Source organism: Collinsella sp. AF28-5AC (genome assembly GCF_003457875.1).
GTDB lineage: Bacteria > Actinomycetota > Coriobacteriia > Coriobacteriales > Coriobacteriaceae > Collinsella.
The window spans coordinates 1-13,624 of the sequence record NZ_QRTA01000009.1 but is presented as its reverse complement, the minus strand read 5'-3'; the positions used below and the strand labels follow the sequence as shown (position 1 = coordinate 13,624).

General features: G+C 58.5%; 5 protein-coding genes. 4 read left to right on the top strand and 1 reads right to left on the bottom strand.

What is annotated here, in order from left to right:
- Positions 1–170 precede the first annotated feature (170 nt).
- Both DWZ01_RS06890 and DWZ01_RS06885 read left to right on the top strand, forming a co-directional pair.
- Entirely contained in the window at positions 171–794 is a 624-nt protein-coding gene (locus DWZ01_RS06890; protein WP_022094991.1) for an AAA family ATPase, read from the top strand.
- Between the two features lie 190 nt (positions 795–984).
- Complete coding sequence (locus DWZ01_RS06885; RefSeq protein WP_117769786.1) at positions 985–2,100, top strand: AAA family ATPase; 1,116 nt, start codon at positions 985–987, stop codon at positions 2,098–2,100.
- A 165-nt stretch (positions 2,101–2,265) separates the two neighbouring features.
- Here the strand turns inward: DWZ01_RS06885 and DWZ01_RS06880 are convergent, their stop codons facing one another.
- A complete protein-coding gene (locus DWZ01_RS06880; RefSeq protein WP_117848437.1) occupies positions 2,266–3,669 on the bottom strand; it encodes a helix-turn-helix transcriptional regulator in 1,404 nt (467 codons plus the stop codon).
- A 224-nt stretch (positions 3,670–3,893) separates the two neighbouring features.
- Here DWZ01_RS06880 and DWZ01_RS06875 point away from each other — a divergent pair, with 224 nt between their 5' ends.
- Together DWZ01_RS06875 and DWZ01_RS06870 are read left to right on the top strand one after the other, a co-directional pair.
- Positions 3,894–6,287 carry an LPXTG cell wall anchor domain-containing protein gene (locus DWZ01_RS06875; protein ID WP_117769748.1) on the top strand — a complete coding sequence of 798 codons (2,394 nt, stop codon included), beginning with the start codon at positions 3,894–3,896 and terminating at the stop codon, positions 6,285–6,287.
- A gap of 336 nt (positions 6,288–6,623) precedes the next feature.
- The gene (locus DWZ01_RS06870; protein WP_117769749.1) at positions 6,624–13,226 is read left to right on the top strand and encodes a leucine-rich repeat protein; all 6,603 of its coding nucleotides are present in this window, start codon (positions 6,624–6,626) and stop codon (positions 13,224–13,226) included.
- Positions 13,227–13,624 lie beyond the last annotated feature (398 nt).

Here is a 13,624-nt window from a genome sequence, read left to right as displayed (position 1 = left end):
CCTGCTTCCCCAAGCACGGCATCTTGCCCCTCAATCGTCGCTTGCGTACATTTAGTACGCGGCGCTCCTCTTTCGGGGCAATCTGCCGCACTTGGGAAACCAGGACGGTCGTAAGTGACAAAATGAGAATCAGGAATCGCCTATTTCTCATTTGTTAGAAAGGAATCGCGATGAGCGATCTGGAGAACAAAAAGAGCCCCGTGGTCATTACCATCGCGCGCGACTTTGGTGCCGAGGGCCACGAGATCGGACGCATCCTCGCCAACGAGTTGGGGATTCCGCTGTACGATAACGAGCTGCTGGTGCGTGCTTCGCTGCGCGCGGGCGAGTCGCTCGACAAGATGGCCGCTTACGACGAGCGCCTGGCCGTGGAGAACATGGCTTTTCTGCCCGACCGTTACGATGCGCGTTCGTACTCGGACAAGTTGTTCCAAAAGATGAGCCAGGTGATTTTGGATCTGGGTGAGACCGAGAGCTGCATTATCGAAGGCCGCCTGTCCGATTACCTGCTGCGTAACAACCCCAACCACATTGCCGTATTGGTGACCGCTCCCTTTGAGGACCGCGTCGAGATCGTGCGCAAAAAGCGCGGCCTCAACAAAAAGAAGGGCGCCAAGCTAGTTAAACAGCAGCAGAAGGCGCGCGAGGCATTCTACAAGCGCTACAGCGCCGGCAAGTGGAAGATGACGAGCGGCAAGGACATCGTCGTCAACCGCGCCAAGCTGGGCCGCGAGGGTTGTAAAGACGTCATCGCCGCCGCCTACCGCTACAAAGTGGCGCAGCTCGAAGGCTAATCGATCAAAAACCACCACAAAGGGGACAGGCACCTTTGTGGTGGTTTTTGTTTTAGGCGGAGAAAGTCAACTGGTTCTGCGGGGGCCGATCACTCAAAGAACTCAAAGATGCTCAAAAAACTCAAAGATGCTCAAAATACTTAAAGATTGTAGGGGCATAATTAAGTTGTATGAGTTCAAGGGAGGCTTTATGGCGGCACCGACGGCGTACAGGCAGGCAAATCCATTCACGCCGATGTTCGGACGTGTACCGGCGTATATGGCCGGCCGTGAGCAAATCATCGATGATATGGTGCTGGCGTTTGAAAATGACGACTCCGATCCCAATCTTTGCTCGGTTTTCTATGGTGCACGTGGTACAGGTAAAACGGCGCTTTTGGCATATCTGTCGTACCGCGCCCAGCAAGAGGGCTGGATTACAGCGAATGTGACGGCCTCGGAGGGGATGCTCGAAGACATTTTGCAGCGCCTCAACGAATCAGCCGCCCATCTGATCGAAAAGCCCGCTTCTAGGCGTGTGAACAGTGTCGGCATTGCCCACGTAGGAAGCATGAGCTGGGAAAACATCGATGTTGAATTTGAGGGCGCTAACTGGCGTACTAAGATGAACGCTTTGTTTGCTCAGCTTGAAGCGACTGACACCGGGGTGCTTATCGCCGTTGACGAAGTGGATGTATCGTTTGCGCAAATGACGGAGCTTGTTACTACCTACCAGCACTTTGTAAGCGAGAATAAAAAGGTAGCTTTGCTTATGGCGGGGCTGCCGTTTCGCGTGCTGGCGCTGCTGACGGGGAAATCGACATCGTTTCTTCGTCGCGCGGCTCAACATTCGCTGGGATCAATTTCACCGACTGAGGTAAAAGAAGCGTTTCGACTAACGATTGAGGACGGCGGCAAGACGATTTCTGATGAGGCGATTGACCTCGCTGCCAAGGCGATCGATGGCTTTCCATTTATGTTCCAGTTGGTGGGGTATCGGGCATGGAATGCTTCGCGCCAAGCCTCCGAGGTTTCTATTGAGGATGTCGAACGAGGCGCGAAACTTGCGCAAGAGGAGCTGGAATCGCGAGTTTTCGCTTCAACAGCGGCGGAACTTTCACGAGGGGACCTTGAATTTCTTCGTGCAATGAATCCGGTTGGGACGACGACCAGGCAAGAGCTGGCAGCGAGGCTTAAGAAGAGTTCCGGTTCGATTTCAACGTATAAAAAGCGTCTGGTAGAGGCTGGGGTAATTGAAGAGCCTCTACAAGGACGTTTTGAGTTTGCATTGCCAGGCTTTGGCCGATATGTCGCATCGCTTTACTAGAGGGTCGTTGCTGCGAAGGATCGCTTCGTGTCCCTTTACTGTCTCGATCTGTAACAATAAGCCTGCTTTTAGGGGCCTATCTGTTACAGACTGAGACAAACTGGCAGAGTGGCCTTCTGCTCCGCTCAAACCACCGCAAAGGGGGCCTTTGTGGTGGTTTTTGTTTTAGGCAGAGGGGAAGGCTTTGGCGAGACCGGCGCGCGTCTGCGTGTCGGTCTTTTGGTAGATAGAGCTCAGGTGGCGCTGTACCATGCGCATCGAGATGCCGAGTTCCTCGGCGACCTGCTTGAGCGGGCGTTCATCCTGGGTCACGGCTATGAGCACGTCGACTTCGCGCGGGGTGAGAGCGTGGTCGGCGATGAAGGCCTGGCGTTGCTCTTCGATGGTGGGGGCGGTGAGTGCTTCTTTTGCCAGTTGCTCGCGCTCGCGCTCCTGCTCGGTTTGGGGCAGGCGAAACAGGCCGGCTGCCACGAATGCCGCGCAGGCGGCGACGAGCAAAACGAGCGCGCCGATCATAATGAGGGCAACGTTGTCCGAGGTTACGAGCGCCAGCGAGAGGCCCGATGTAGTGAATGCGCATACATTGTTGGCGGCGCGTCCCATGCCGGCCCAGAGGGCGGGCGCATGCATGCGCGGTGCCAGCTGTGTAAAGGTGGCGGTAAAGAACGTGACAAAAAAGCCCGAACTCAGATAAAAGACGACAAGGCCCAGGTTGGGATCGGCGCCGGCCTCCACGGCCAGGATGGAAATGGTCGAGAGCACGGCGATGCCGAGCATGACAAGTCCCATGTAGCGGCGCTCGGCAAGGTCAAAGATAAGACCGGCGGCAAGGCCGCTTGCCGCCAAAAAGAGGCGCGGCCAGGTTTGCACGGCAATGGTGCCGTGGGCGTTGGAGAGTGTGACCACGTTGTCGAGGGTCGAGAACAAGCAGGCAAGAATCATGACGAGCGCGATGCTCCAGCATGACTGTTTGGCGAGGGCATGAGAGGGCTCAATAAAGGGATTGATGGCGGAGTTGGAGCTCTCGGCGGCCTTTTGGGGAACGACGCTGAGGGCGGAGATGGCGATAGTCGCTGCGCCAAGGACGATGAGCTCGACGATGCCACCGCAATTGAGCAGGTTGACGGCGAACTGCATCAGGATGCCCGCGGCATAGGCCGCTCCCGCACCGGTGGCGAGCTTGGGATCATCTTGGAATGCCAACGAAAAGGCGTGGTGCGCTGCGGCGCCTAACAGGCCGAGTCCGAGGAATGCGAGGCAGCCCAGAATCTCGAGGGCAAGCGGGGCCGTGGGGGACTGGATCTGAATCAGCCCCAAGATGGCGATAGGGACGGCGGCACTGACAACTGCCTGAGGCTGGCCTTTGCGCTGCGCATGATCAAGCAACGGAGCGTATCCGATAAAGCCGATCACGCTGGCGCCAAGGATAAGGCCCTGTGCGAGCACAACGCGCTCGCCGCCGGCGAGTAGCCCGATATTGATATCGAAGCGAAACTCGGCGGCAAGGAAGACGAAGGTAAAGAGCGCGAGTGCCAAAAGCGCGTTAATTTTAGGCTTGCTCAGGTTCAAGGACAGTCCTTTGGGTGGACGAATGATCGTGTCCTCGATTGTAGCGTTCCCGGGACGAGTGTGGCGATGGTGAAATCATATTGAATTAAACCGCAGGTAGAGGCCTAGGTTCACATCTACGAACCTAGGCATACGGAGTCATTTGACACATCTTGGTGGTACAGGACCACCACAAAGGGGACAGGCACCTTTGTGGTGGTGTCCCTACGACCAAGGAGGGCGTTATGTGCGGAAGCCACTTTGATAAGCAAACTCAGCGTGAGCGCACCTGCTCGCTGGTTCACGGTACCCGGTGTTGTGTGGGTGCCAAAATAGCTTGCGCCGGCGCGTGTGCGCTTATGGTCGGCCAGCTGCTGCTGCCGAGCGTGGCGCTGGCGACGGAATGCGCCGATCCCGCCGCTGGGACGGATGAAGTTGCCGCGGCTCCGGTGACGCCGACGGTTGCGGAGGATACGGCCGCAACGACCGCACCAGCCGCTTCGACCGTGCCTGCAGCCGATGCTGCTCCGGCGGCGCAAGCCACCGCTGAGCCTCAGCAGACGGCCCCGACTGGCGCCACCGATGAATCCAACGATGCGGCACCCGCTGAACAAAATACTCCCAGCGACAACGCCGCCACGCCGGCGAATGACGCCATCATGCCCTGCGGTGTGACCGATGTTGTTGGCGGCAGCGGCGTTAGGGTCAATATTACGGTGCGGAACAATTACACCGACATCAAGAAAGAAGAAACGATTGAGTATGTGAAGGGGATTGCCCTTGTAGATGGAGACCAGTCTGCTCTCGATGGTAGCGCTTTGACTTTTATCGGCCTGGGGGACTTGATCGTCCATGCGGCGTATGACAGTGCGAGCAATAAAACAACGCTTACCCTGGATATCAGCAAGATTCAGAGACAGAAGGAGGAGCAGAAGTACTTTACGGAGTACAAGGAGAATAAGTCCAAGATGACGACCACCTATGATGGATCCAAGCTTACGTATACGGGTACAGAGCCCGGGAATATCATCATCGGTGATCCGGACGACGCCTTTAAAGGAGATACCGAGGCGACCGGGAAACCCACTATTAACGAGATCCGGGATGACTACTACACCCGCACCCATGTCTACGAGAGGGCGTGCCTTGTTATCCCGGCAGCGGAATCAGAATCGGAATCCATCTCCTTTGCCAATGTTCAGAATACGAACTTCAATTGGCAGCTGGATACTGGTCCGCAGGCGACGGCAGGTGTCCCTAACTACGATGCAGATAAATACGAAATCGCTTATGAATGCTGGCAGGAATTTGAAAACAACGAACCCGTTGCTGCCTGGTATTCCGATAACGGCTCACATGGTTCCCTGCCGACTATTACAAAGTTTAAAAGCGGGAAAGAGTACGTGTATTCTCTTATGCTGAAGCCAAAAGACGGATATTCCTTCAGCGATGAAACCGTTGTTACCGTAAACGGGGAAACCGTAAAGTCGAGTCTAAGCGGAGAATTCCTGTATGTCCCTGCTATTAAAACAATTACGATGCCTGCTTCGTCGGAAAACGAAGCTCTTGAGAATCTAAACGTCAACGATGTGAAAACCGACTATGCGCCCGGCGAGGCGCCGCGTGCGACCGCGACGATTCCTGCCGCCGATGCCGATAAGTATGAGATCGCCTATGAGTGCTGGGAAGAGATGGATGGCAGCGACCCTGCGGAGCTCAAGCCCGTTGCCTTCTGGTATTCCGATCCCGCAATGTACACGCCGGGCATGAAGAAGATCGACCACTTCGAAGAGGGCAAGTTCTACATGTATTCCGTTGAGCTGAGGCTCAAGGGCGACAATACCGTGGCTGATGACTGCGAAATGAACGTCAACGGTCATTGGGCGCACCACATCAAGACCGCCAACGGCGTCTTCGCGCCACACACTGACAATATGCTGTGCGAGCAGCCGATTGATGAATGGCGGGCAATCGACGTTATCGAGATCAACGGCGCCACGACTATCTTTAAGGCGGGCGACAAGCCGGTCTTTACGGCGAATGTTCCGACGGCCTCCAACTCCCTTCCTCAGTGTGAGTTCTGGACGGGCAGCGATGGCAGCGAAGTGAACTCTCAGAAGTTCTGGGATCAGAACATTACGAATCACATCGACGCCTTTAAGCCTGGCGTGACCTATCGCTACGGCATCTACCTCAAGTCCGCGCGCGGCTTCTACTTCACGCCCGACACCAAGCTGATGATCAACGGCCAGGAGTGCGGCTACCAGGTCGCGGATAGCGTATCCGATGAGGACAGCGGCTGGATCTACACCCTGTGGCTCAACACCGATCTGACCTTTACGCCTGAAGCCACGCCGACTCCCGATCCGCAACCTACGCCGGATCCCAAGCCGACACCGCAGCCTGAGGTTAAGCCCGAGACCAAGCCCGAAGTGAAGCCCGAGACCAAACCCGCGGCCAAGCCGGCTACGACCACCACGGTGAGCAAGACGGTTGAGAAAGCCACGCCGGCCAAAAAGTCCGCCGCCGTCCTGGCCGCCACGGGCGACACCACCGCGATGACGGTCACCGCCCTGGGCATCGCCGGCGCAACCGTTGCCGCCGCAGGCATCGCCGCGACCAAGCGCCGCAAGCGCTAGGTTTTGGTGACGGCGCCTATCCTCGGCTTCAGCAAAATCTCGATCTGTAACACCAAACTGCCCAAAACGGCTCTAGATGTTACAGATTGAGATGAACCGAATGGCCGCCAATCTAATGTCTCGATCTGTAACACCAAGCGGGGAATTTGACCTCTAGCTGTTACAGATCGAGACAAACCGACCGGCCGAGTCCAGAACCACCGTAAAGGTGCCTGTCCCCTTTGTGGTGGTTTGCGCAGGTAGAACGGTAGGTTCGTATATATGAACCTACCGTTCGCTTTGTTTTTGGACAACGATTACGCTGGATGACTTTTGGTTTGCAGGAAAGGAACGACCATGAGGTGGACTACTGCTCGAGCGCTTTGCCGACGGCTGACGGTTGCCACGGTGACCCTCGCGATGGTGACGGGTTCGTTTCCCGCGGGCGCGTTTGCTGAGGCCCTCAACACCGACGGCACTTTTGTGCAGACGGATAACGGCCAAGCAGCCGACGCCGCTCCCGCCGATTCGGCTGACGCCCAAACGTCAGACTCTGCTTCCGCCGACCCCGCGCCCGATGCCGGCGCCGCCGACCCCACAGTGCTCGATAGCGGTGATACCCCTACGCCCCCGCCCTCCGAGATTGCATCGGCGGCGGGCCTAACGGGCGCCGGGCAGACCGAGAGCACACCTGCGGGTACGCTCGCCACTGATCTTGTCGAGGGCAAGGAACTCGCCGAGCAGCAGAAGCAGGAGGAGACCGCCGAAGCCGAAGCAACCTGGAATGAGGATCTTGGGCTCTGGATGACCTCGAAGGGCGCTACGGGCGTAAAAGGCGAATACGATGATGGCTACGTGGCCGGCGAGCAGACTCCCGCGCAGTACTACTTCTCGATCGATAGCCTCACCAACGAAATTTCTATCGAGTATGGCGACGCGGGCATTACCACGTTGGAGGTGCCCTCGACCATCGACGGCAAAAATGTCGTGAGTCTTAAGGGCATGGGAAACGTTGCGCTCACATCAATTACGTTTGCCCCCGATTCGCATATCCGCTCTGTGGGCGGTTTGGGCGGCAGCAGCATCAAGGAAATCGCACTGCCCGATTCGGTTGAGGAACTGGGCTGGAATGCGTTTACTGGAAGCAAGACACTTCACACGGTGACCTGGCCCAACAACGCGGCCTTTACCACGATTCCCGAGCAGGCCTTTGAGGGCTGCGAACAGCTTGACGACAATGTGGTGGCAACGCTGCCACCTTCGGTTAAGACTATCGACTATCGCGCCTTCGCCAATTGCGGCGTACCGCAGTTCTATGTCTCGGACACAACGGTACTCACCTTTACGCAGATCAACGTGCCGGGCACGGTGGAGCGGATTGAGCGCTATGCCTTTGACGGGTGCTCGCACGTGTCATCGGTGACGATCGGCGATGGTGTCAAATCTATCGGGGCGCTCGCGTTCGCCTCTCTTGATCCTGCGATTGCCGGCAAAGAGATTGTGCTACCCAAAAGCGTGGAAATGATAGAGTGGGGAGCTTTTGAGAACACGAGATACGGAAACGAGACGAACCATAATGCCGTTGCCCTGCGCGTGATGAACCCCGATCTTCAGTTTGGTGAGGCGGGCTATCCGGGCGACTATAATGAGCGCGTGACAATCGATGGCGTAACGTATACGATTCCCTTTGGTGAAGGCCAGACCATCTATGCCTATGCGACCGATTCGGCTGGCAACCCCTCGATGGTCAAAAAGCTTGCCGATGCCGTGGCCGATCGCAAGGACTCCGTCGATTCCTCGAAGCCTGCCTACACGTTTGAGTGGATGGGCGAGGCGGCCCAGGTGACGGGCAAACTTCCCCAGAGCGCGGCGGCCGTGCTCTTGCAGGCGGGGCAGTCCACGCCGTTGACGGTTGGCGACGACGGCTCCGTTGCTGCCAACGTCCTCTCCAAGACGGCAGCAACGCTGCGCATTTCGCTCAGCGGTTACTATGACATGGTGCTGGCGCGCCCGGGCGACCAGATGACGGGCACATGGAATATCGGAGAGATTAAGGCGGAGGACTTTACCAAGATTCCGGCTTCGCGCGCGATTGAGCTCAACGTGGGCTATCTTGAACCGATTATGGGCCAGGATAAGACCGAACGCATTGAGCTCGATAGTCTCGATAACATCGATCTGACGGTGAAGAACGGCGGCAAGACGCTTAAGCCTGCCAAGGGTGACAAGGAAAACGACTTCCGTATCCAGGGCACAGCGCTCGTGGTGTCGCAGGCCATTGCCGACGCGGACCAGGATCTGGAGATAACGCTCGAGCCCAAAGACAGCCTCAAGCTGGGTGGGACGACGGCGACGGTGAAGCCCTCGGCCGGCAAGGTCGATATCGACTTGAAGCCCTGGGGCACGGCGACGGTCGCGACCAAGGGCGACTACCAGGGCGCTAACCGCGTGCTGGTGTTCCGTACGTCCGACGGCAAGCTGGTCGCCGACGGCGTCACCTATCTGATGGGTTACGAAGACGATGGCACCACGCCTATCATGAAGGCCGAGACGCCGCGCCTTAAGGCCGGTTCGTACACCATCGTCGCCTTTAACAAGACGAGCTACGACATCCAAGCGACGAGCTATTCCACGTTTAGCCGCCTAGGGCTGACCGTGGGTAAGCATATCGCGCAAAAGCAGGTGAAGATTGAGGACGGCAAACAGCTCGACGTGACGCTCGACGTCCCCACGTTTGACGTGGAGACGTATCGTGCCGAGCGCGGGCTGACGGCGGGCTCGGTTATCGCTGATTCGTCCGCGGTCGTTGGCGTGGAGACCGAGCTGCGCATTCATTACGAGCTCAAGGACAGCCAGGCTGCCAAGATTGAGATTCCGCTGGCCAAGGATGCCGTCGGGGATGTGTCCGCAGGCTCTCGCGAAGCCGGCGCCAGCTCCGAGGCCATGTGGGCTGACACAACTTGGGAGGGCGACAACCTCGTTCTCAATATGAATAAGGGCATGGGCGCCGATGTGTTTGTGCGCTTTAAGCCTAAGGCCGCGGGCATCTATGCCATCTCGCCGCTTATTACGCTGGGCGAGGTGACGTTGCCGCTGGGAAGCACCACACTCGAGGTTAGCGGATCGCGCATCGAGGTCGACAGCACCGACGTTCACAGCCTACTGGGCAATGTGGCCTACGTATACGCAGCGCCCGGAAAAAGCGTGCAGCTTACCGTGGGCGTGGGCGCCTCGGCCGCAAAGTACACCGGCAAGACCAATAAACTCGGCCGTGCCAAGATTGAATACGACCTGCCGCAGGATACGCTTGCCGCCGAGCGTGTGACGCTCGAAGCGCGCGTGGGCTCGACCGCTGCTGCCGCCGCTGCTGCCGAGGTAACGGCTCGCAATTATGTGCGCTATGTTCCGGGCGCTTCGGTCTGGAACTTTGATGTGACGTATCGTGGCGGTACGCAAAGCCTGGTCAAGGACGGCAAGGACACCGGCAAGAGTCTGTGGACCTTCCACCATCTGCCGCAAAAGAAGAACGCCTACTGGACGTTCGATATCACGCTCGAGGTGGGAAACGAAGAGGCCGCCGACACGCTCGACCTGTACGTGGACTGCGTGGATGGCAAGACGGTGACGATTCCTCTGACTCAAAAGTCGCGCGAGGGCACCCATGTGCGCTATGTGGCGGAGTATGTGGACGAGGGTTACCTTAAGCTGCTCGACGAGTTTAACAAGGCGAATGACTCGACCTATGTGAACTGCGGCAACTTTGAGCAGATCTTTATGCCGCAGACCTACCGCATCTCCAATGCTCAGCTTATGACCATGCTGAGTTTTGACGCCAACGCTTCGGCCAAAAAGCATTCCGCCGCGGCCGAGGAGCGCCAGCAGGAGTTCTCGAATGCCGTGCAGCAGTGGCACGAGTATATGATGGATAACTCGTTTAATGATGTCGACGAGGCCTTTAACGACGCGATTGACCAGATGGTCGCTGATGCGTTTGCCGAGGAGGACGAGAACGGTAAAGAGGACGAAGCCCAAGGTGGAGCTGCCCGTAAGGCTCGTCGCGCCCCTGCCGCCAGCGACGGCGAGGGTGATGGTGCTGGCAACGACGAGGCCGCGCAGTTTGCGGCTGAGCTCAAGGCCGCGGTCGGCGGGTCGGCGGCGCTGCTGACCCAGCAGGGCGACAGCTATGGCGTCAATGTGGACAAGATGATCTTTGAGGATGCTTACGGCACCAGCGAGGATTGGTATCAGGAACTCGCGGCGGCCCAGGGCGCGAACGCTGCGGATGCGGCCGCCATCAAGGAGCTCGTCGACCATGCATCGCGAGCGGAGTTTATTGCCCAGCAGGCCGAGGATCTGGTGGGCCAGTCGATGGGTATCGGCCAGCTCAACCAATACGGAAGCTGGAATGACGCAACCGCTGCGGCGCTCAACAAGTGTGCGGGCATTAAGGCCAGCGAGTACAACGGCCAGTCGACGAGCGGGTTTAACGATTTGGGCCAGGCGCTCGGCAGCTCGCTGAGCTACAAGGCGGCTGACGACGATACCGTCAAGGGCTTTAAGGTCGCCGCGCCCGATGGCGAGCAGACGGCCTATATCGAGTCGGAATTTATCGAGAACTCCAATAACAACAAGAACCAGGCGCTTCTGTTTAACTCGATCGCCATGCAGTGCGACATTCTGGACGACCTGTACGACAACTGGAATGTGGTCCATAGCCTCAACAACTCCAAGGTGCGCGGATGGCTCATGGCCTGGAAGCTCAACGGCGACGTGAGCGCCCATATGAAGCTCATCCGCACGATCCGTTCGCTCAAGAGCTATAAGATCGAGTGCGAGATGTTCGGACAGGTCTTTAAGACCGATGCGTGGAAGGCGGCCGGCCAGGCGTTTCCCGCGGCGACCCAGGGTATCGGCATCTTTACCGGCATTTACGGCGTGAACGATGCCAGCAAGAACTGGGAGAACGTGAACGTCCGTATGCAGAAGGTGAAGGGCGAGCGCGAGGGCTATGAGCTTCAGCATACGCGCTTGCTTGCCAAGCCCGAGAAGACCGAGGACGACTGGAAGTGCATTTACGCGCTGCGTGACGCCATGGAGAAGGCGCGTGCGTTTGAGGATCTGCTGTATCGCCAGCTCTGCCACGACAGCACCGATGTGGCGGTGGGCTCCATTATGACAATCGCCGGCGTGCTGACGGCCGGTTCGGCGGGTACCGTGGTGGGCGCCGCCTATGATGCAGCTTCGACCAGCGTAGGTTCGGAGCGCGCGATTAAGCTGACCAATGCCGAATGCGCCTACGATGTTGCCTGCGAGCAGGTGGAGCGCGCGTGCCAGAATCGCATTACGGTCAACTGGGGCGAGCTGACCGATGCCGAGGTCTACAAGGCCAACAAGGACGGCTTGATCTCGGACGAGAAGATGCAGTCGATCTTCGAGGCGCGTTATCGCAATGTGCCTGCCAAGGCAGCACCCGACCCTGCGGGCGTGGTGTACGAGGGCCTGCTGTCCAATACGGTTGAAGGCGCGGCGGTTGAGCTGTGGAGCGCCGACGATGCGGCCGGTACCAATGCGGTGCGTTGGGATGCCGAGGGGTATGAGCAGGACAATCCGCTTGCAACGGGTGCGGACGGTGCGTACAACTGGAATACGCCGACCGGCTGGTATCAAGTGCGCGTGACCAAGGACGGGTATGAGGAGGCGCGTTCGGCTTGGCTGCGCGTGCCGCCGATTCAGACTGAGGTGAACATTGGCTTGGTGTCGACGGCGGCGCCCGAGGTAGCTTCGGCCCATGCCTATACCGATTGCATCGAGGTTGAGTTTGCGCAGTATATGGATGCGAGCGACGATGCCCTGGTCGCATTGTGCGCGCAGGGCTTGGGCGACGTGACGTATACGTGGCTCGACAAGCAGGACGATCCCAATGGCAAGCCGCTGTCACGCGTGCTGCGTATTCGCTATGCCGATGCGCGTGAGGCGGGCTCGACGGTGGCGTTTGAGCTCGACGGTGCTCGCAACTACGCCGGCACGGCCATGGCGCGCTGGGCAAGTGGCGAGCTTGTCGTGGGCGTTCGTGCCGACAAACTCAAACTCAACGTGGAGCAGGCCGTGACCATGCTTGATGGCAGTGACTTTGAGCTGGTGGCGCACGTGACCGATAAGGCGGGCAAGCCGTTTGCGGGCGCCAAGGTTAGTGTTGGGCTGGAGTCCTCGGCTATCTGCTCTGTCGATGCCACCCAGGCCGTGACGGGCGAGGACGGTGCGGCGACGTTTGTGCTGCATGGTGCTCTGCCCGGTTTGACGACGTTGACGGCGGCGGTGGGCGGCACGGCGCTGTCCAAGCAGGTCGACGTTCGCGTGTCTGCCGAGGCAGTGCGACCGGCGCGACCGGTGGCGACGATTGGTGCGACGACGTTTGGTGCATGGTCGCCCAAGGAGAACTACATTACGGTGCCCAAGGGCACGAAGCTGGAGCTTTCTGCCGAGGATGGCGCGACGATTTGGTACACCACCAACGACACCTGCCCCTGCCGTGACGAAGGCCGTGTAAAGTACACCGAGCCCATTGCGCTCGATAGCAACATGTATGTGCGCATTGCGGCACAGCGCCCTGGCATGTCGTACAGCGAGTATTCCGAGCGTCTGAACATTACGATTACGGTGACCGATGAGGCGGCGCCTGATCCGACGCCCGATCCGGACCCGACGCCTGGCGACGGCGAGCAGGGCGGCGGTGCGGATGGCTCTGGCGGCACCGGGGTACCTGCGGGCGGTTCGACTTCGACGACGACCACGGTGACGACGAACAAGTCCAAGGGTAAGGGCGAGAACGACAAGAAGTCCGGCGGCACGGAGCTCGCCAGCACGGGTGACTCCACCGCGATGACGGTCGCCGCCTTGGGCATCGCCGGCGCAACCGTTGCCGCGGCCGGCATCGCCGCGACCAAGCGTCGCAAGCGTTAGGTTTTGGCGACAACGCCCATTCTCGGCTTTTGCAAGATCTCAATCTGTAACACCAAGCCAGATATTTGGGTTCCAGGTGTTACAGATTGAGACAAACTGTTCGGCCGCCAACCTAACGTCTCGATCTGTAACACGTAGCGAGGAATTTGGCCTCCAACTGTTACAGATTGAGACAAAGCGGGGGGCGGCTGGAGAAATATCTCGATCTGTAACAACTACAAGGCTCAACAGGGCCTAACTGTTACAGATTGAGACAAAACGACCGGGCAAGTCCCCAACCACCACAAAGGTGCCTGTCCCCATCGTGGTGATCGGGCGGCCGGCATAAAAAAAGTCCCCGCCGGGCTGAACTGCGCCCCAATTCTTGGACGGGCTAATAAGCGGCCTACGCCGCACAT

Coding starts and splice junctions, on each gene's coding strand:
- DWZ01_RS06890 (WP_022094991.1), top strand. CDS start 171: ATGAGCGATCTGGAGAACAAAAAGAGCCCCGTGGTCATTACCATCGCG.
- DWZ01_RS06885 (WP_117769786.1), top strand. CDS start 985: ATGGCGGCACCGACGGCGTACAGGCAGGCAAATCCATTCACGCCGATG.
- DWZ01_RS06875 (WP_117769748.1), top strand. CDS start 3,894: ATGTGCGGAAGCCACTTTGATAAGCAAACTCAGCGTGAGCGCACCTGC.
- DWZ01_RS06870 (WP_117769749.1), top strand. CDS start 6,624: ATGAGGTGGACTACTGCTCGAGCGCTTTGCCGACGGCTGACGGTTGCC.